This window comes from Erwinia sp. Eh17-17 (assembly GCF_039675725.1).
In the GTDB taxonomy this organism is placed as follows: domain Bacteria; phylum Pseudomonadota; class Gammaproteobacteria; order Enterobacterales; family Enterobacteriaceae; genus Erwinia.
This window is the reverse complement of record NZ_JBDFQT010000002.1, coordinates 212,028-229,464: the sequence shown is the minus strand read 5'-3', so window position 1 is coordinate 229,464 and position 17,437 is coordinate 212,028. Positions and strand designations below refer to the sequence as shown.

Here is a 17,437-nt window from a genome sequence, read left to right as displayed (position 1 = left end):
AAAAGCCGGAACGTTGTGTTCCGGTTTTTTTTTGGATTTTTTGCATTCAGTGCTATGTTGCTGCAACGTGCGCAACATAAAATAGTGCGTTTTTTATTCGGGATTAACGTAGTGATGATGTTATTACGCGGTACGATCGTAGCGATAAGCGTGCTGGCCCTGAGCGGCTGCGGCAGTATTATCAGCAGAACCGTGCCCGGACAGGGGCACGGGAATCAGTACTATCCTGGCGTACAGTGGGATGTACGCGACACGGCGTGGCGCTTTATCACCATTATCGATCTGCCGCTGTCGCTGGTTCTCGATACGCTGCTGTTGCCGGTTGATGCCAGCCACGGCCCGTACGAATAATTTCCCGCACTGAGCGTCAGGCGCGGTTATCCGCATCGGTATTATTGTCTTCCCACTCTTCCGCTGCGGCCTCTGCCTCCTCGCTGTCGGCGGCAGGTTCAAGCTGAAACTCTCCTTCATCCCACTCATGCAGGGTGTTTTCCGGCAGCCACTCGTTTCTCAGTTCAATCTCATCGAAGTCACCGTCAAAAATCGCCTGAGCGGCTTCTCCGCTGCGTGCTGGGAGGATCTCACTTTCCTCATCTTCATCAGTGAGAAACTCCGCCTGCCACATGATGTCCCCGTCCTGCATCACATATTTTTGCAGGTTAAACTGGCTGACAGAGGCATCGTCCTCATCAACCTCCGGGTTAGCGGCAAGGTACTCTTCTTTAGCCGTATCAATGGCTTCTTCCAGCGTGGCATACAGTGTCATCTTTATCTTCCTGGTTATTTCGCTAAAGGTTAATTGTTGACGCTATGCGCCAGGATGCAAGGGCAGAACGGAGAAATTTTGTCTGGGCAGGCAGCGCTATGCAGAAAAGCGGAAACAGGTGAGTTCACTGGATAATAAAATTGCAGGCAACCGCCTTCGTCAGCCAGACCCTACTATCAGCCTGATAGAATCTCACCCCCTGTTCAGTCATTGAGCGGGCATCAATTTTCAATACAACCGGTTTACCATGTGTCGATATCAGCCCAGCCTTCGCTGTCCAGGGTCAGACCAATGGATTCTGGCTGGTGACGTAAAGCATAGGCGATGGACGGAGATAAAAGACGTCAGTAATGCCATCGGGTGGTCGTTAAGCGCACCACCCGATATGCATCAACCCTGCGGCACCTCTGCCAGATCGTGATAAATCGTCAGGCCCAGCTCGCGTGCGATGCGCACGTCATTATCGGCCCCGCGTGATTCCCCCGGCAGGCGCAGGATGCCATCGCAGTGGCCGATCAAACGGTGTGCGACCGGATATAAAAAGGCTTCGCTGATGGCGTCACCAATCTTTTCCGACCCGGCGATGCGCGCCAGTGGGAAGGCCAGCCATTCGCCAATCAGCGGAATATGCCCTTTCTGATACAGGCCCAGGGCTGCCTGCTCCATGCGTGCAAGGTTGGCGTGGATTAACTCTTCACGGTCGCCGGTGCCGCTACGTACCGGTCCTGCGACTAAAATTTGTAATGATTTCATAGGGTCTCCTGAAAAACAGGGCTGAGCGCCAGGTACTGGATCAGCATGATAGTTTTGGCATCCATAATTTCACCGTTGCGTACCGCTTCCAGTGCGCGGGTAAACGGCCACTCCAGTACCTCAATATCCTCGCCTTCCTCCGCCACGCCACCGCCCGAACCCTGACGATCGTCGTCCGAATATTCCGCGATAAAGAAAAAGAGTTTCTCTGTGACGGAACCGGGGCTCATATACGATTCAAAGACTTTCTCAATCTTTGTAATACGAAAGCCGGTTTCTTCCTCCGCCTCTGCGATGATACGCGCCTCCGGTGACGCGTTATCCAGCAGCCCTGCAGTCGCTTCGATCAGGAAGCCGCTGTGGCCGTTAACGTAGATGGGAAAGCGAAACTGCCGGGTCAGTACCACGGTTTTCCGCGCTTTGTGGTACAACAGCACCACCGCACCGTTGCCGCGATCGTAGGACTCGCGGTTCTGCTCCTGCCAGCTTCCGTCGCGGCGCAGCAGTTCGAAGGTGTATTTTTTCAACGTAAACCAGTTATCCGACAGCAGCTGCTCGCGGATATTGCGTACACGATTATGCGTGTTTTGCATGTTTGTGCCTCTTTGGTGATGACAGATCACACGCTAACATGCATAATCGTGCAAGATCAAGATCGCTCGTTAAGGAACCCAACATGCTTTCCAGCCAGAGAAAACAGCAAATACTGACAATGCTTGCCCGTGAAAAACAGGTGCTTTCGCGTGAACTGAGCCAGCATTTTGCGGTATCAGAAGACTCTATTCGTCGCGATTTGAGAGAGTTAGCGGCTGACGGGCTGCTGCAGCGGGTTCACGGCGGGGCGCTGCCGGTTTCTGCCGCTATCGCACCGTTTGAAACGCGCAAAAGCGTGCAAATGGACTCAAAACAGCGCGTGGCGGAAAAAGCGGTCGGGCTGATCCAGCCAGGGCAGGTGGTGTTGATTGACGGGGGAACCACCACGGCAGAGATGATCCGGCGGCTGCCGACCGATTTTGCGTTTACCGTAGTGACACACAGTCCGGGCGTGGCGGTCGGGCTGGTCGATTACCCGCTGATCGACGTGATCATCATTGGCGGGCAGCTGTATAAGCACTCCGTCGTCACCACCGGGGCCGCGATGATGGAGGGCATCCGCCGGATCAATGCCGATCTTTTTTTTATGGGGGTGACCGGGGTACACCGGCGTGCCGGGCTGACGACGGGCAACTACGAAGAAGCCTGCGTCAAGCGGGCGCTGGCGGAGCGCGCAGCGGAAACCGTGGTGCTGGTGTCACAGGAAAAGCTTAACTCGGCCTCGGCCTTCGCCATTGGCGATTTGTCACTGGCCAGCACGCTGGTGGTGGACGAGTGGCCCGATGAAGAGATGTGCCAGCTGCTGGAGCGGTTGCAGATAGGGCTGGTGTGACGGTGCGCTATTCCCCGCGTACGACCATGCGTTCCGTGCGGCGATGCAGCGTGACCCAGGTATACAGCACGTTGAACAGCACGATGCAGGCGGTGACGACAAACACCGTGCGGAAGCCAAAGTGTGCCGAGACCGTGGCCCCCATCAGCGGGCCGGTGACATTGCCAATATCGCGGAACGACTGGTTGTAGCTGAACACCCGCCCGGCGACCTGGTTGCTGGCGTTATAAATCAGCAGCGACTGTACCGCAGGCAGCAGCGCACCGTCGGCTGCGCCGAGCAGGAAGCGCAGAATACCGAGCTGCCAGACGTTTTGCACAAACGCCATCGGGATCAGCAGCAGCACGGAAAGCATCAGCATGGCGATAAGAATGCGCTCCGGCCCTATACGATCCCCGAGTTTGCCCAGGCGCGGCGCACTCATCAGCGCGGCCACGCCCGGCACCGAGGCGATCATCCCGCTGATGAACGCCAGATTTGACACGTTACCCGCCAGTTCACGCACGTACAGCGTCAGGATCGGTGCAATCGAACCGGTGGCAACCTGAATAATCAGCGTGGTGACAAAAAGCGCCAGCACCAGACGCGGGTTTTTCAGCGAAGTCAGCACCTGACGCACGTGCAGCATGTCTTTTTTCTGCACCGGGATAAAACTTTCGCGCACGCAGAACAGCGTCATCAGAAAACAGATAAACAATACCCCGGCGGTGATAAAGAACACCGGGCGCAGGCCGAAGCTGTCGGCCAGCAGGCCGCCGATCAGCGGACCAATTAACGCGCCGCTGACCGCTCCGGTAGAAAGCCAGCCCAGCGCCCAGCCCGTTTTACCGCGCGGCACCTGGGTGGCGATCAGGGCATTAGCATTTGGTACAAAGCCACCCAGCAGCCCAAGCAGGGCGCGCAGCGCCAGAAACTGCCAGATAGAGGTCGCCATGCCCATCAGCATCATCACAACCGCCATGCCCAGCGCCGAGCGCAGCAGCATGATTTTGCGCCCTTTGCGATCGGCAAGACCGCCCCAGAAAGGGGAGGCGATAGCCGAGAACAGGAAAGTAATGCTGAACACCAGCCCCGACCACAGATTCAGCGCCTGCGGGTCAGTAATACCGAGCTGCTCGACGTAGAGAGGCAGAAAGGGCATTACCAGACTGAACCCGGCTCCGGTAAGAAAACAACCTATCCAGGTGACAAACAGATTTTTCTGCCAGTTGATGGTGACGGCGGGAAGATCGGGCGTGGACATAGAATAAACGTAACCTTATCAGCGATGAGCTGATCAAGTATACGCCGATATCGCGCAACCCAACGGTGTGCAATCAAAAAAAATGAAAAACGGTTTCAAATAATGGAACAGGCCGGAAAACCGGCCTGTCAGGGAGGTCAGTACAGCGAGGGTTGACCCTCTGGCCGGGTCTTGAAGCGGCGGTGCAGCCACATATACTGGTCGGGAGCCATCAGCACCCCGTTCTCGATAATCTTATTCATGTGCGCCGCCGTGGCGATCTCGCTGTCCAGAGGAATCGACGTCTGCTCTGGAAGGATCACCATCTCGTAACCTTTACCTGAAGGCAGGCGGCGTGGCACAAACGGGATCACCGCAGGATTACCACTGCGGACCAGTAGATAGCTGCCCTTAGTAGTTGCCGCCTGCTCAACGGCAAACAGCGGCACGAAAACGCTGCTTTTCGGGCCGTAATCGTGGTCGGGGGCATACCAGATAATGTCGCCATTTCTCAGGGCGCGGATCATCCCTTTCAGGTCTTTACGGTCCAGCATACTTTTATTGGAACGCATCCGCCCCCAGGTCTGTAACCAGTCGAGCAGGGCGTTATCGTTAGGCCGGTAGACGCCGACGCCGGGATTGTGAATGCCAAAAATACGTGCGCCCAGCTCAAGGGTGAGAAAATGTATCCCGATCAGCAGCACGCCTTTGCCGTCGGCTTTCGCCTTACTGATGTGCTCCAGGCCGCTGACGCTAAACCACTTTTTGATGCGCCAGTCTGGCCAGAACCACGCCATGCCGGTTTCAATCAGGCCCATGCCCAGTGATTCGAAGTTACGGTTTAGCAGTGCTTCACGTTCCGCCGGAGGCATCTGCGGGAAGCACAGTTCCAGGTTCCGTCGGGCAACCGCCACGCGGCTGCGCAGAAAACGCATTGATAATCTTCCCAGACCGCAGCCGATGTAATAGAGCAGCGGGTAAGGTAATAACACCAGCAGGTAAAGCAGGATAATACCCAACCAGGTAAACCAATAACGGGGGTGCAGCAATGCGCGCTTGAATTGAGGCAGCTGGGTCATGAGTTTCCAGATCGTAAAAAAAGGGGACTATTATGATGAAGTGAAAAGTTTATTTATGGCCTATTGTGCCATTTTTCATAGTGTAGTCGAAGTTTTCGGCGGCATGCCAGGAGAGAAAAAATTTATCGGCTAAGGACAAGGCGCGACAGCTCGGGTATCATAGCGCCGAAATTTTTCCTCTCTTTGAATACAGGAACGTACACCATGCCAGTGTTACATAACCTTGTCTCCAATGAAGAGCTGAAAGCACGCATGCTGGCCGAAACCGAGCCGCGTACTACAGTCTCTTTTTATAAGTACTTCACCATCGACGATCCGCGCGCGTTCCGTGACGCCCTGTACGTCACGCTGACTCAGCTGAAAGTGTTTGGTCGCGTCTATGTGGCGGCAGAAGGAATCAACGCCCAGGTCAGCGTCCCGGCCAGCCAGTATGAGCAGATGAAAGCCGCGCTGTATGGTTTCCACCCGGCATTGAATAATCTGCGCATGAACATCGCGCTGGATGATGACGGTAAATCATTCTGGGTGCTGCGCCTGAAAGTGCGCGAGCGCATTGTCGCTGATGGCATCACCGATGACAGTTTCGACGCCAGCGATGTTGGAGCCTATCTCAAGGCGGCTGAAGTGAACGCCATGCTGGACGACCCGCAGGCGGTGTTTGTCGATATGCGTAACCATTACGAATATGAAGTGGGGCATTTTGACAACGCGCTGGAGATCCCGGCAGATACTTTCCGCGACCAGCTGCCGATGGCGGTGGATATGTTGCAGCAGGATAAAGACAAAAAAATCGTCATGTACTGTACCGGGGGAATTCGCTGTGAAAAGGCCAGCGCCTGGATGCGTCATAACGGCTATGAAAATGTCTATCACATTGAAGGCGGGATTATTGAATATGCCCGTCGCGCCCGTGAGCAGGGTCTGCCGGTGCGCTTTAAAGGCAAAAACTTTGTCTTTGATGAGCGGATGGGGGAGCGTATTTCCGACGATGTGATCGCCAGCTGTCACCAGTGTGGTGAACCGTGTGATACCCACGTGAACTGCCTGAATGACGGCTGCCACCTGCTGTTTATTCAGTGTCCGAGCTGCGCCAGCAAATTTAACCACTGCTGTAGTCCAATCTGCATGGAAGAGCTGGCATTACCGCCGGAGGAGCAGCGCGCCCGCCGGGCGGGACGTGAAAATGGTAATAAAATTTTCAACAAGTCGCGTGGTCTGTTAAGCACCACCATGCACATCCCTTCACCGGAAGAGTAAGCTGTGCAGGCGTCATCCTGGCGGAAGGAACTCCGCGAAGATGACGCCACAGGATGTTACTGGCGCACACCTTCAACAGAAATCATCAGTTCGACTTCCTGCGAGGCCGGACCTAAATCTGATTTAATATTAAAGTCTTTCAGCGCGATGTTACCGGTGGCTTCAAAGCCTGCGCGGTAGCCGCCCCACGGATCTTTCCCTTCGCCCGTCAGCTTAGCAGCCAGTTTCACCGGTTTAGTCACGCCATTCAGCGTCAGGTTACCGTTTACCGCCAGTCCGTCACCCTGTTTTTCTACGCCAGTCGAGACGAAGGTAGCCTGCGGGAATTTGCTGGCGTTAAGGAAGTCTGCGCTGCGCAGATGCTTGTCACGCTCGGCGTGGTTAGTGTCCACGCTGCCGGTTTTGATGGTGACATTCACTTTATCTTTAGCCGGGTCGGCTTTGTCAAAGGTGAATGCGCCATCGAAATCTTTAAACGTACCGTACAGCCAGCTGTAGCCCAGGTGTTTGATACGGAACTGGACAAACGCGTGCTGACCTTCCTTATCAATTTTATAATCAGCGGCGGAAGCCGTGCCCGCAGTCATGAGCAGTGCGGCAGTAGTTAAACCCAGAATACTTTTCTTCAGCATGGTGTTCTCCATTTCTTTGATTAATCGATGCGGTGACCCAGCATCCTTTTCAACGTGATATCGCGATCGATAAAGTGGTGTTTCAGTGCGGCCAGCGCATGCAGGGCGGAAAGGATCACCACGCTCCATGCCAGCCAGAGATGGATATCGCCAGCGAGATCGGCCTGCTCACCCAGCCCGGCAAACAGTGCGGGAACGGGCAGTACGCCAAAGACGTCAATCGGCTTGCCTTCAGCGGTCGAGATCAGATAGCCGCTGATTAAAATGGCGAACAGGATGCCGTAAAGCAGAAGGTGAGCAACAACCGCACTGTAGCGAACCAGTGGGGTATAGCTGCTAAGCGGTTTCGGCGGAGGCGAAACAAAGCGCCACACGACGCGCACCAGCATGACGGCAAACAGCACCATACCAATGCTTTTATGCAGCTCCGGGGCTTTGTGATACCAGGTATCATAATAGCCCTGGGTTACCATCCACAGGCCAAGCGCAAACATGCCATAAACGGTACCTGCTACCAGCCAGTGCATGAAGATGCTCAGTGAGCCATAACGAGAGGCGCTATTTTTCAACTGCATAGTGAGATCCGCTTGTCAGAATTTTCAGTAAGACTGACCGGGTGGCAGGGCAAAATCAACCAATAATTTTACTGTTTCAGAAAAACATTAACATGGTGAAATATTCTGAATAAGAAATTGGCTTATGCCCAGTAAATCAGAAAACTGGCAGCGTGGGGCGAGGAGGTGGAGCGAGTGAGCGCCATTTTTATGACGTTTTGATGAAAAAAAAGGATGTTCTGATTTTTTGCTCCTTATTAAAGGTAATGTCAGATTTTTGTCACGTTGTGTCAATATCACGTAGCTGATAATTGTTATCAATATTAATCAATAGGGCAGGGGGCATTGGCAAATTCAGCGATCTGTCCTGCACTCAATCGTAATGCCGGAGTCGGGTATTAAAAAACAGCATACAGGCAGCGAATTCGGCGAGAAACTTGAAATTTTGCGGAGTATTGTCTAACGTAAAGGAGCGTCAACAACGCAAACTATAAGATTTACCGTTAATTACCATTCTCAATTCGCTGCGTTATAGCTTTCTTTCCCTTTGCTGTTTTCCTTTATCTGTCTGGCGACGAAAGCTATGAGGCTGCTCACTGACGTAACACCGGGAGCACTCAATGGGTAAGACATCTGAGGGGCAACAGCCCCCTAAAAAACATTTCTGGCACAAAGATAAGCCGGCGAAACCCGCGCTGAGCGTTGACGATATTACTATCGTCGACAAAGCGATGCTGAAGCGCGCAGTGGGCGCGGCCGCCCTCGGTAATGCCATGGAGTGGTTCGACTTCGGGGTGTACAGCTTTCTGGCGGTGACCATCGGTAAAGTCTTCTTCCCCGGCGGCAGTCCGGCAGCCCAGCTTTTGGCGACGTTTGGTGCCTTTGCGGCGGCCTTCCTCGTGCGCCCTCTCGGTGGCCTGGTGTTTGGCCCGCTCGGTGACCGCATTGGTCGCCAGAAGGTGCTGGCCCTGACGATGATCATGATGTCGATCGGGACCTTCTGTATCGGTCTGATCCCCGCTTATTCCACTATTGGTATTATGGCACCGGTGCTGCTGCTGCTGGCGCGCCTGTTGCAGGGGTTCTCAACCGGGGGGGAATATGGCGGGGCGGCGACGTTTATCGCCGAATATTCTACCGATGAACGTCGTGGGTTCATGGGCAGCTGGCTTGAGTTCGGTACGCTTGGTGGCTATCTGCTGGGCGCGGGGCTGGTAACCGGGCTGACGGCGGCGATGCCGGAGCAGGCGCTGCTCGACTGGGGCTGGCGTATCCCGTTCTTCATTGCCGCCCCGCTGGGGCTGTTTGGCCTCTATATTCGTCTGAAGCTGGAAGAGACTCCGGCCTTCCAGAAGCATATGGAAAAACAGGAGGCGCTGGAGCACAGCAAGCCGCGTCTTGGCCTGTGGCAGATGCTGAAAAAGTATCGCGCCGCGATGCTCAAATGTATCGGTCTGGTGCTGCTGTTTAACGTTTCCAACTATATGATGACCTCTTATATGCCGAGCTACCTGACCGGTATTCTGGGGCTGAGCGAGCTGAGTTCGCTGCTGCTGATTATGGTGGTGATGTTCGTGATGATGCCGCTGACCCTGTTCTGGGGGCACTGGAACGATCGTCTGGGGCGTCGTCCGGTGATCTGGGGCGGAGCGGTGGCGCTAATCCTGCTGGCGGTGCCCTGCATGATGCTGATCGGCACTGGTAACCTGCTGCTGGTGTTCCTGGGGCTGATTATTCTGGGCGCTATCCACACCTGTTTCAGCGGTTCAATGCCTGCCACCTTACCGGCGCTGTTTTCTACCGATATTCGTTACAGTGCGCTGGCAATTGGTTTTAACCTGTCTGTCTCGCTGTTTGGCGGTACCACACCGCTGATTACCACCTGGCTGGTAGAGAAAACCGGCAATCTGCTGATGCCGGCCTACTATCTGATGGGGGCCGGAGCGATCGGGGTGATCACCGTATTTACCCTGCGGGAAACGGCCCGTAAGCCGCTGCGCGGTTCGGCTCCCTCGGTAGGCAGCCGGGCGGAAGCACACCGCCTGGTGAATAAGCTGCGCCTGCGCGGTAAGAAAACCGCGCCGGAGGCGAAGCGTTAATCCGGCCCTGCGGCAATAAAAAAGGCTCACAGTGTGAGCCTTTTTTGATCGCCAGCGCCTGTTTACTGAAAGCGGTTCAGAGAGAAAGGCGTCAAATCAAATTCGCTGTTTTTCCCCTGGGCGAACAGCGCGGCAATTTCACCCAGCACGCTGGCAAACTTAAAGCCATGGCCGCTCAGGCCGGTGATCAGCAGGCGGTCCGGTTCACCGGGGAAGGTATCAATAATAAAGTCCTCGTCCGGTGAGTTGTCATAGGTACAGGCTTCCCCGCGCAGGCAGACGCCGACGCCCGGCAGGAAGGTTCGCATGAAGTTAAACAGCTCGCTGCCGTCTTCCGCCACGCTGCCGAAAGGTTTACGCCCGTCCGGCGAGTCAATCGGTTGACCCCCTTCATGTTTGCCTATTTTGATAGCGTTGTTATCCGCCGGGAAACCGTAATAGTGGATGCCGTCAGCCATCTCGACGGTAAACGCCGGGAACTTGTTATCTTCGCTGTAGCGGCCGTCTGCCTGATGCCACGCAAACACCTTGCGCACCGGGGTGACCGGAAGTGCAGGGTAGAGGGTTTTCACCCAGGTGCCGGCGCTAATCAGCAGCTTGCGGGCGCGGTAAACGCCGTCTGCGGTGGTGACCACCTGTAGCCCGTCCTCCGACGCGATCTGCGACACCTCACAGTTAAACAGCTGTGCGCATCCGGCTTCTTTTGCCATACGGATCCAGCTTTTGACGGCCACCTCTGATTTCAGATAACCGGACTGCGGTTCAAACACGCCGATGTAGCCGTCCGGTACGCTGATTTGCGGCCAGCGCTGGCTGATTTCTGCTTCGTTGAGGATTTGTACATTCAGCGCGAACTGTTCTGCACTCTGCATCACGTTCTGGATAAACTCCGAATGGTGCGGAGCAAGGTTGAGTACGCCGCTGCGCTGCATGACGCGCTCGCCGCTCTGCTGCTCCAGCTGATCCCACAGCGCCTGGGCACGCAGCACCATCGGCACATAGCGCGCCCCTTCGCCATAGGCATGGCGGATCAAACGGCTCTCGCCATGATGGCTGCCTTCGCGGTGCGGCGGGTGATGGCGGTCGATCATCAGCACCTTCAGACCGGCCTGGGTCGCGTACCACCCGGCTGCGGCACCGACTGAGCCACTGCCAACCACTATTAAATCGTAAACCATCGCTATCAGCCTCTGTTAATCCAGCAATTACAGCAGAATAGCAAATTATTGCAGGCATGAAAAAGGCACCCTGTGGGGTGCCTCTGAGAAACATTATTTCAGTCGCAGATTAGTGCTTCTTGTAGTCACGGTCCTGGTATTCGGTCGCTTCTATCTTGGCAATGCCAGCTTCAAGAATGGAAATAAACTGCCTGGCCACGTCTGTTGTCAGCCAGTAAGTCTGACCAACTTCGGCATCTTCTGCGGGTTGCTGATCAGAAGAGAGCGAGTGTAAGCGGATCATCATGGCATCATAGCTGTCTACGGTACTGATATCCCACCCGATGAGGGGATGTGTCTGGATGACCTCTTTGTTTCTGTCCATTATAACCCCCTTATTACTCGTGAAAGATGACAACGAAGTGATTTATCGAGGTTCAATGCGATTTTTTTTCTTAGAGCTTGGTAATTATAACAGCAGTTTTTTTGTTCGCAGATTTAAATTTTACTCTGCGTAAAACCAGGGGCTATTCACGCACTAATTAAACATCAGCAGGACAAAAAATAATCACCCTGCTGATGGATGATAGTCTTATTTTGCGCGTGACAATCTACTCATATTTCAGGCGTGGAGATTGCAGCCGGAGATGACGGCAGCACACCCGAGCGTTTTTCCAGTTCCCCGGCCAGACGGATGAAATGCTGTTGCAGCTGTTCATCGCGATTCTGGTTCTGTCCTTCAAGCTTTAAACTGTGAATTAACAGCTGATTAGCTTTGTCATCAAGGCAGAAAGAGAGGGTGGAAAAGGCATTTTCTAATACTGTCAGACGGCGCTGTTGCTCGCCAATCATGGTCAGTAGCTCACCAAACGTCATTGCCTCTTCTGGATTATCGGCAGCCATAAGAAAAACCTCAGTAATTAATGTCAGCCTCAGAATAAGATATTCTACCCGCTGCGTCTATCAGCGTTCAGCGGTAAAAAAGGACGTAAAAAAGCCGGATGGCGTATCCGGCGAAAACGGCACAATCGTTATTTACTCCACCTGCCTTCGCGAGGCAGGAGGGGAGCTGCACTGGCAGCGAACAGGGGGACGATTCAGGATATAAACCAGTCGTCAGCGCTTTCCCAGGTTTCCTGCAAAATATCACTAATCCGATCTTTGGCTTCTTTTCCGCCGCCCATCACCGTCAGATTATTGGCACCGGCGTAGCGCACCGAAATGGTGTTGCTGCCGTCAGGGAACTGTTTGTCGATGCGTTTGCTGAGCTCCTGCGTGAGCGCGTCAATAGCGCCCGCAGGAAGTGATGTGGTTTTTGCTACAGTGACTTCAATACGCATGATAGCCTCCGGTTGAATTACTGTGAATATATACAGTAATTCAGCGGTGTGCAATCATTATTACTCTGCGCCAGGGGCGACCTGCCTTTTGGTCGCCCCGACGCACGGATTAAACTACAACCTGCCAGTTGAGGGTTTCACCCGCCAGGAAAGGTACCAGGGTATGCCCGTCACTGCCAACGCTCACCGATTCATCTACGGTCCACGGCTGGCGCACCAGCGTAACGGTGCCTTCATTCAGCGGCAGGCCGTAGAAGCGCGGTCCGTTCTCAGAGCAGAATGCTTCAAAGTGCGCCAGTGCGCCGATCTCCTCAAATACCGTGGCATACGCTGCCAGCATTGAAGGGGCATTAAATACCCCGGCACAGCCGCAGCTGGTCTCTTTACGATCGCGGGTATGCGGCGCGGTATCGGTGCCGAGGAAGAAACGCTCGTGGCCGCTGGCAACGGCATCACGCAGCGCCTGCTGGTGAATGTTGCGCTTGAGGATCGGCAGGCAGTAAAGGTGCGGGCGAATACCGCCGACCAGCATATGATTACGGTTGAACATCAGGTGCTGCGGTGTAATGGTCGCGCCGAGGAAACGATTGCCTTCCAGCACGTAAGCGGCCGCCTCTTTGGTGGTGATATGCTCACACACCACTTTCAGCTCCGGGAACTGCAGGCGCAGCGGATGCAGCACGCTGTCAATAAAGCGGGCTTCACGGTCGAAAATATCAATATGTGCATCGGTCACTTCGCCGTGGATCAGTAGCGGCATGCCGATTTTCTGCATACGTTCCAGCACCGGGGCGATGGACGCCACGCTCGTCACCCCGTGGGCGGAGTTAGTGGTGGCGTGGGCCGGGTAAAGTTTCGCGGCGGTGAACACGCCCTGGGTGAAGCCGGCTTCAATTTCGTCCGGGTCCAGACCGTCCGTCAGATAGCAGGTCATCAGAGGCGTAAACGGATGGCCGGCCGGTACGGCGGCAAGAATGCGGTCGCGATAGGCGCGGGCGGCGGCAACGCTGCTCACCGGGGGCACCAGATTTGGCATCACGATGGCCCGGCCGCACACCTCACTGGTAAACGGCACGACCGCCCCCAGCATCTCACCATCACGCAGATGGATGTGCCAGTCGTCAGGGCGGCGAATAATTAATTGCTGAGGTTGTGAGGTCATGCGATGTGCTCCGGCTGATAGGGAAAAGACAGGTTTTGGCCGGGTACTAAGGATAGGGATAAAGCGCAGGGAATGCACCCGGTTTATGCAGGGGAGACAAAAAACGGTACGGGTTGCCCCGTACCTGATGGCATCTTCAGTCAGTAAAGGGGATCACCAGTTCACCCGGCTTCACTTCCAGCCCTTTGGCAAAACGTTTTGCCAGCGACTCTGCTTTGCTGCGATCGGTACTTAACACGTAGGCGGGTTTCTGATTGAAGTAACTTTTCAGCGATTCGTTCAGATAGGGCGACAGGGATTTCAGTATCCCCTCCATTTTTTCCGGTTTGACCGTCACATCGACCAGTTCCATGTCTTTCAGATAGACCGCCCCTTCCTGCTGATTAAATACCGGCTGGGCTTTCATTTTTAGCGTCATCTCTGCCTGCTGCGGACCGAACAGTGAACTGATATTCACGTTGGCTTTACCGTTGAGCGTGACTTTATTGGGTTCTTCACGGCCAATCTGGCTGCTGAGATCGGTAAGCGTAATGTGCGCATCAGCCAGCCCGGCAACGCCGATATTCTTCTCATAATTATTATGTTTGGCGAGTGCCTGATTAATTTCCTGCTCGCTGATGCTGTACTGAGCAATCTGATTACATCCGGTGACCAGGACCGCTAACAGTAAAGCGCCAAGGCCAAAAAGTGTTTTTTTCATGATAGTCCTCTGTTGAATTCACCGGTACATCCCACCGGCGCAGGAGGATAGCATGCACCACTGGCGGCGGTTCGTCACCAGGACAACGCCGATTGGCGCCTGAGGGAATCACAACGGAATGTGTCGGGCCGCAGGGAGCGGCCCGACGACGGTCAGGAGGCAGAGGAGGAGAGCAGGGTAACCTGAGTCTGTTTAGCCATATTGTCGCGGTAGTCCGCCACGCGGCTCGGATACTCCACTCCCGCAACCAGCGTCAGTGAACGCAGCAGCGGGAACAGATGAATATCGTCCAGCGACAGTTCACCGTTCACCGCGTTCGGTTTCACGATCAGCTTATCCAGCTTGCGCAGGTCGTCATTAATGTTTTTTATCCAGCCTGCTGAGTGTTCTCTCAGCTCGTCAAAGTCACCGGCAACCGCCTGCTTTTTGTTCCTGAAATAGGTTCGGGCTTCCGGGGTGGAAAATTCGGCAAACGGGGCCTCCGCTACGCGCGGGTAGAGCAGCTTATTAACATAACCGTGCACATGGCGCAGCCAGTCGCTGATAGCCGGGTTCGTTGTCCCCGTGAGCAGCGGCTCACGATCCAGATTGTCGATGTACTGCACGATATCGAGACTTTCCGGCATACAGCTTCCGTCATCTTTCATCAGGATGGGGGCCATTTTCTGACCAATCAGACGATTTGGCGTGGCTTCGTCATCATTCATCATGACGATCAGCTCAACAGGAAGGTTTTTCAGGCCGAAGATCATACGTGCTTTGACGCAGAACGGGCAGTGGTCATAGATATAAAGTTTCAATCTGTTCCCCTTTAATCGTGATAACTGACCAGGCATGCATCAATTATCTGAATGTACTAAAGAAGTATGGAAGATAACGGGCCATAGGGCAAATTCACGCGAGGTATTTGCTCTGTTTTTGAGCATTTTGCGATTTTTTATTCGGCAAGATGTTACCCGCCCTGGCGATGGCGGTTATAGTGAAGCAACGGGAATATCGTGCGCTTTCTCAGCCGGTGGATCCCTGCAAATAATGAAAGATTTGGCCAGAGATTTCAGGAGATAAGATGTTTGGCTATCGAACTGCCGTGCCGAAAGTGCACCTGACTACCGACCGTCTGGTGGTGCGTCTGGTCAATGAGCGTGACGCCTGGAGACTGGCCGACTACTATGCAGAAAACCGTGCTTTCCTGAAGCCCTGGGAACCGGTTCGTGATGAAAGCCACTGCTACCCCTCCGGCTGGCAGGCGCGTCTGGGGCTGATTATGGAAATGCAAAAACAGGGCGGTGCGTACTATTTCGCCATCCTGGATCCGGATGAAAACGAGGTGCGCGGAGTGGCGAACTTCAGCAATGTGCTGCGCGGGTCCTTTCACGCCTGCTATCTCGGTTACTCTCTGGGTGAGAAATGGCAGGGGCAGGGGATGATGTTTGAAGCGCTGCAAAGTGCCATTCGTTACATGCAGCGCCAGCAGCGAATGCACCGCATTATGGCTAACTATATGCCCCATAACCAGCGCAGCGGTGACCTGCTGGCACGCCTCGGTTTCGAAAAAGAGGGCTACGCCAAAGATTATCTGTTAATTAACGGGCGCTGGCAGGATCATGTCCTGACGGCGCTGACCTGCCATGAATGGACGCCTGACCGGCGCGGAGTGTAACCCTGATGAGCAAGACCCCTTTTACCGCCACTGAAGCGCGGGTGATCGGCTGCCTGCTGGAAAAGCAGGTCACCACCCCCGACCAGTATCCGATGTCGCTTAACGGCGTGGTCACCGCCTGTAACCAGAAGTCGAACCGCGAACCCGTGATGTCGCTGACGGAAAGTGAGGTGCAGAACACGCTCGATCTGCTGGTGAAAAAACATCAGCTGACGGCGTTAAACGGTTTCGGCAGCCGGGTTGTGAAATATGAACAGCGGTTTTGCAATTCTGAATTTGGTCAGCTGAAATTTACCCCGGCCCAGGTGGCGGTCATTGCCACGCTGCTGCTGCGTGGGCCACAGACGCCGGGTGAACTGCGCACCCGCAGTACGCGTATGCATGATTTTGCTGATGTGGGCGAAGTGGAGCAGGTGCTGGAGCATCTGCTGCAGCGTGAAGGCGGGCCACTGGTCGTCCGCCTGGCGCGCGAGCCGGGCAAACGCGAAAGCCGCTATATGCATCTGTTCAGCGGCGAAGTCGATGAAAGCGCGCTGGCGGCCAGCCCCGATGCAGAAACTCACCGCGGGCTGGAAGCGCGTGTGGAATCCCTTGAGCAGCAGGTTGCGGCCTTACAGCAGCAGATCGCTCAACTGCTGAATGCTCAGGTGACAGAATGAGCGCGTTAAAAATAGGTATTGTCGGGTTGGGGGGCATTGCGCAGAAAGCCTGGCTGCCGGTGCTGACTCACACCGACGGCTGGCAGATTGCCGGGGCCTTTTCACCCAATCAGGAAAAGGCGCGTCCGATCTGCGACAGCTACCGCATTCCTCTGCTCTCCACGCTGGACGAACTGGCCGCCGCCAGCGATGCGGTGTTTGTGCACAGCTCAACGGCCAGCCACTTTGCGATTGTCGATCGTCTGCTGCGTGCCGGTGTGGACGTTTGCGTGGATAAACCTCTGGCGGCTACCCTGGCAGAAGCCGAAAAGCTGGTGGATCTGGCCGACAGGCGCGGGCGTAAGCTGATGGTGGCATTTAACCGACGATTTGCACCGCGCTATTTGCAGTTAAAGGAAGCGCTGTCGCAGCCTGCCTCCATTCGCATGGACAAACACCGCAGCGACAGCGTCGGCCCGCAGGATCTTTTTTTCACGCTGCTGGATGACTATCTTCATGTGGTCGACAGCGCGCTGTGGCTGGGCGGCGGTGGAGGCAAACTGCTGAGCGGCACGCTGCAAACTAATGACAGCGGGCAGATGTTGTATGCCGAACATCACTTTAACCTCGCCGGGATTCAGATCACCACCAGTATGCACCGTCGTGCCGGAAGTCAGATGGAGCGGGTGATGGCGGTAGACGAGGGCGCGGTCTATCAGGTGACGGATATGCGTGACTGGCAGCAGGAAAAAGCCGGACAGGTCAGCGTTGATCCGATCCCCGGCTGGCAAAGCACCCTGGAGCAGCGCGGTTTTGTCGGCGTGGCGCACCATTTTATCCGCTGCGTGCAAAATCAGACAATGCCGCAAACCAGCGGTGAGCAGGCGTTAGTCGCCCAGCGGATGGTGGAAAAACTGTGGCGTGACGCCGAGCGGGAATAGGCGGCGTCAGCCGCCCTGTAGGGGCCGACCTTCTTTTCCGGTCGGCCCACG

The 17,437-nt window shown here is 55.0% G+C and carries 22 protein-coding genes; 7 read left to right on the top strand and 15 right to left on the bottom strand.

Annotated elements, in window-relative coordinates:
- Positions 1 to 114: 114 nt before the first annotated feature.
- Positions 115 to 351 carry a YceK/YidQ family lipoprotein gene (locus ABEH87_RS06435; protein WP_346576164.1) on the top strand — a complete coding sequence of 79 codons (237 nt, stop codon included), beginning with the start codon at positions 115 to 117 and terminating at the stop codon, positions 349 to 351.
- A 16-nt stretch (positions 352 to 367) separates the two neighbouring features.
- Here the strand turns inward: ABEH87_RS06435 and ABEH87_RS06430 are convergent, their stop codons facing one another.
- The 4 genes from ABEH87_RS06430 to ABEH87_RS06415 all read right to left on the bottom strand — a co-directional run bounded on the left by ABEH87_RS06430 (position 368) and on the right by ABEH87_RS06415 (position 2,112).
- Positions 368 to 766, bottom strand: coding sequence for a MysB family protein (locus ABEH87_RS06430; protein ID WP_346574982.1), 399 nt, complete (start codon positions 764 to 766; stop codon positions 368 to 370).
- Positions 767 to 1,008: 242 nt separating this feature from the next.
- Positions 1,009 to 1,092 (bottom strand): RNA 2'-phosphotransferase, encoded by an 84-nt coding sequence (locus ABEH87_RS06425; protein ID WP_346576162.1) that lies wholly within the window; start codon positions 1,090 to 1,092, stop codon positions 1,009 to 1,011.
- A gap of 64 nt (positions 1,093 to 1,156) precedes the next feature.
- Complete coding sequence (locus ABEH87_RS06420) at positions 1,157 to 1,519, bottom strand: NUDIX hydrolase (protein ID WP_346574980.1); 363 nt, start codon at positions 1,517 to 1,519, stop codon at positions 1,157 to 1,159.
- Complete coding sequence (locus ABEH87_RS06415) at positions 1,516 to 2,112, bottom strand: GDP-mannose pyrophosphatase (protein ID WP_346574978.1); 597 nt, start codon at positions 2,110 to 2,112, stop codon at positions 1,516 to 1,518. Before ABEH87_RS06415 ends, ABEH87_RS06420 begins: the two co-directional genes overlap by 4 nt.
- 83 nt (positions 2,113 to 2,195) lie before the next feature.
- Between ABEH87_RS06415 and ABEH87_RS06410 the strand changes: the two genes are divergently transcribed.
- Positions 2,196 to 2,945, top strand: coding sequence for a DeoR/GlpR family DNA-binding transcription regulator (locus tag ABEH87_RS06410; RefSeq protein WP_346574977.1), 750 nt, complete (start codon positions 2,196 to 2,198; stop codon positions 2,943 to 2,945).
- Positions 2,946 to 2,952: 7 nt separating this feature from the next.
- On the opposite strand, the gene mdtG is transcribed toward ABEH87_RS06410, so the two are convergent.
- On the bottom strand, positions 2,953 to 4,188 hold the full coding sequence (mdtG, locus tag ABEH87_RS06405) for a multidrug efflux MFS transporter MdtG (RefSeq protein ID WP_346574975.1): 1,236 nt from the start codon (positions 4,186 to 4,188) through the stop codon (positions 2,953 to 2,955).
- Between the two features lie 137 nt (positions 4,189 to 4,325).
- Positions 4,326 to 5,246 (bottom strand): Kdo(2)-lipid IV(A) acyltransferase, encoded by a 921-nt coding sequence (locus ABEH87_RS06400; RefSeq protein ID WP_346574973.1) that lies wholly within the window; start codon positions 5,244 to 5,246, stop codon positions 4,326 to 4,328.
- Positions 5,247 to 5,450: 204 nt separating this feature from the next.
- On the opposite strand from ABEH87_RS06400, the gene ABEH87_RS06395 reads away from it, so the two are divergent.
- On the top strand, positions 5,451 to 6,503 hold the full coding sequence (locus ABEH87_RS06395) for a rhodanese-related sulfurtransferase (RefSeq protein WP_346574972.1): 1,053 nt from the start codon (positions 5,451 to 5,453) through the stop codon (positions 6,501 to 6,503).
- A 56-nt stretch (positions 6,504 to 6,559) separates the two neighbouring features.
- On the opposite strand, the gene ABEH87_RS06390 is transcribed toward ABEH87_RS06395, so the two are convergent.
- Together ABEH87_RS06390 and ABEH87_RS06385 are read right to left on the bottom strand one after the other, a co-directional pair.
- Entirely contained in the window at positions 6,560 to 7,135 is a 576-nt protein-coding gene (locus tag ABEH87_RS06390) for a YceI family protein (RefSeq protein ID WP_346574970.1), read from the bottom strand.
- A gap of 20 nt (positions 7,136 to 7,155) precedes the next feature.
- Positions 7,156 to 7,710, bottom strand: a complete 555-nt coding sequence (locus ABEH87_RS06385) for a cytochrome b (protein WP_346574968.1) — start codon at positions 7,708 to 7,710, stop codon at positions 7,156 to 7,158.
- 599 nt (positions 7,711 to 8,309) lie between these two features.
- On the opposite strand from ABEH87_RS06385, the gene proP reads away from it, so the two are divergent.
- A complete protein-coding gene (gene proP / locus ABEH87_RS06380; RefSeq protein ID WP_346574967.1) occupies positions 8,310 to 9,788 on the top strand; it encodes a glycine betaine/L-proline transporter ProP in 1,479 nt (492 codons plus the stop codon).
- Between the two features lie 62 nt (positions 9,789 to 9,850).
- On the opposite strand, the gene solA is transcribed toward proP, so the two are convergent.
- The 7 genes from solA to grxB all read right to left on the bottom strand — a co-directional run bounded on the left by solA (position 9,851) and on the right by grxB (position 14,947).
- Positions 9,851 to 10,966, bottom strand: a complete 1,116-nt coding sequence (gene solA / locus ABEH87_RS06375) for an N-methyl-L-tryptophan oxidase (RefSeq protein ID WP_346574966.1) — start codon at positions 10,964 to 10,966, stop codon at positions 9,851 to 9,853.
- 109 nt (positions 10,967 to 11,075) lie between these two features.
- Positions 11,076 to 11,330: a biofilm formation regulator BssS gene (gene bssS / locus ABEH87_RS06370; protein ID WP_346574964.1), complete on the bottom strand. Its 255-nt coding sequence runs from the start codon at positions 11,328 to 11,330 to the stop codon at positions 11,076 to 11,078.
- A gap of 230 nt (positions 11,331 to 11,560) precedes the next feature.
- Positions 11,561 to 11,848, bottom strand: coding sequence for a hypothetical protein (locus ABEH87_RS06365; protein WP_346574962.1), 288 nt, complete (start codon positions 11,846 to 11,848; stop codon positions 11,561 to 11,563).
- Between the two features lie 194 nt (positions 11,849 to 12,042).
- A complete protein-coding gene (gene dinI, locus ABEH87_RS06360) occupies positions 12,043 to 12,285 on the bottom strand; it encodes a DNA damage-inducible protein I (protein WP_346574960.1) in 243 nt (80 codons plus the stop codon).
- Positions 12,286 to 12,394: 109 nt separating this feature from the next.
- Complete coding sequence (pyrC, locus tag ABEH87_RS06355) at positions 12,395 to 13,447, bottom strand: dihydroorotase (RefSeq protein ID WP_346574959.1); 1,053 nt, start codon at positions 13,445 to 13,447, stop codon at positions 12,395 to 12,397.
- Positions 13,448 to 13,583: 136 nt separating this feature from the next.
- A complete protein-coding gene (locus tag ABEH87_RS06350) occupies positions 13,584 to 14,147 on the bottom strand; it encodes a lipoprotein (protein ID WP_346574957.1) in 564 nt (187 codons plus the stop codon).
- 152 nt (positions 14,148 to 14,299) lie between these two features.
- Positions 14,300 to 14,947 (bottom strand): glutaredoxin 2, encoded by a 648-nt coding sequence (gene grxB, locus ABEH87_RS06345; protein ID WP_346574955.1) that lies wholly within the window; start codon positions 14,945 to 14,947, stop codon positions 14,300 to 14,302.
- Positions 14,948 to 15,213: 266 nt separating this feature from the next.
- Here grxB and rimJ point away from each other — a divergent pair, with 266 nt between their 5' ends.
- Genes rimJ through ABEH87_RS06330 form a run of 3 tightly spaced genes read left to right on the top strand, consistent with a single transcriptional unit; the run spans position 15,214 to position 17,386 of the window.
- Positions 15,214 to 15,807 (top strand): ribosomal protein S5-alanine N-acetyltransferase, encoded by a 594-nt coding sequence (gene rimJ, locus ABEH87_RS06340; protein ID WP_346574953.1) that lies wholly within the window; start codon positions 15,214 to 15,216, stop codon positions 15,805 to 15,807.
- Between the two features lie 5 nt (positions 15,808 to 15,812).
- Entirely contained in the window at positions 15,813 to 16,466 is a 654-nt protein-coding gene (locus ABEH87_RS06335) for a DUF480 domain-containing protein (RefSeq protein ID WP_346574951.1), read from the top strand.
- Complete coding sequence (locus ABEH87_RS06330; RefSeq protein WP_346574950.1) at positions 16,463 to 17,386, top strand: Gfo/Idh/MocA family oxidoreductase; 924 nt, start codon at positions 16,463 to 16,465, stop codon at positions 17,384 to 17,386. Before ABEH87_RS06335 ends, ABEH87_RS06330 begins: the two co-directional genes overlap by 4 nt.
- Positions 17,387 to 17,437: the final 51 nt, after the last annotated feature.

Coding starts and splice junctions, on each gene's coding strand:
- ABEH87_RS06435 (WP_346576164.1), top strand. CDS start 115: ATGATGTTATTACGCGGTACGATCGTAGCGATAAGCGTGCTGGCCCTG.
- ABEH87_RS06430 (WP_346574982.1), bottom strand. CDS start 766: ATGACACTGTATGCCACGCTGGAAGAAGCCATTGATACGGCTAAAGAA.
- ABEH87_RS06420 (WP_346574980.1), bottom strand. CDS start 1,519: ATGAAATCATTACAAATTTTAGTCGCAGGACCGGTACGTAGCGGCACC.
- ABEH87_RS06415 (WP_346574978.1), bottom strand. CDS start 2,112: ATGCAAAACACGCATAATCGTGTACGCAATATCCGCGAGCAGCTGCTG.
- ABEH87_RS06410 (WP_346574977.1), top strand. CDS start 2,196: ATGCTTTCCAGCCAGAGAAAACAGCAAATACTGACAATGCTTGCCCGT.
- mdtG (WP_346574975.1), bottom strand. CDS start 4,188: ATGTCCACGCCCGATCTTCCCGCCGTCACCATCAACTGGCAGAAAAAT.
- ABEH87_RS06400 (WP_346574973.1), bottom strand. CDS start 5,246: ATGACCCAGCTGCCTCAATTCAAGCGCGCATTGCTGCACCCCCGTTAT.
- ABEH87_RS06395 (WP_346574972.1), top strand. CDS start 5,451: ATGCCAGTGTTACATAACCTTGTCTCCAATGAAGAGCTGAAAGCACGC.
- ABEH87_RS06390 (WP_346574970.1), bottom strand. CDS start 7,135: ATGCTGAAGAAAAGTATTCTGGGTTTAACTACTGCCGCACTGCTCATG.
- ABEH87_RS06385 (WP_346574968.1), bottom strand. CDS start 7,710: ATGCAGTTGAAAAATAGCGCCTCTCGTTATGGCTCACTGAGCATCTTC.
- proP (WP_346574967.1), top strand. CDS start 8,310: ATGGGTAAGACATCTGAGGGGCAACAGCCCCCTAAAAAACATTTCTGG.
- solA (WP_346574966.1), bottom strand. CDS start 10,966: ATGGTTTACGATTTAATAGTGGTTGGCAGTGGCTCAGTCGGTGCCGCA.
- bssS (WP_346574964.1), bottom strand. CDS start 11,330: ATGGACAGAAACAAAGAGGTCATCCAGACACATCCCCTCATCGGGTGG.
- ABEH87_RS06365 (WP_346574962.1), bottom strand. CDS start 11,848: ATGGCTGCCGATAATCCAGAAGAGGCAATGACGTTTGGTGAGCTACTG.
- dinI (WP_346574960.1), bottom strand. CDS start 12,285: ATGCGTATTGAAGTCACTGTAGCAAAAACCACATCACTTCCTGCGGGC.
- pyrC (WP_346574959.1), bottom strand. CDS start 13,447: ATGACCTCACAACCTCAGCAATTAATTATTCGCCGCCCTGACGACTGG.
- ABEH87_RS06350 (WP_346574957.1), bottom strand. CDS start 14,147: ATGAAAAAAACACTTTTTGGCCTTGGCGCTTTACTGTTAGCGGTCCTG.
- rimJ (WP_346574953.1), top strand. CDS start 15,214: ATGTTTGGCTATCGAACTGCCGTGCCGAAAGTGCACCTGACTACCGAC.
- ABEH87_RS06335 (WP_346574951.1), top strand. CDS start 15,813: ATGAGCAAGACCCCTTTTACCGCCACTGAAGCGCGGGTGATCGGCTGC.
- ABEH87_RS06330 (WP_346574950.1), top strand. CDS start 16,463: ATGAGCGCGTTAAAAATAGGTATTGTCGGGTTGGGGGGCATTGCGCAG.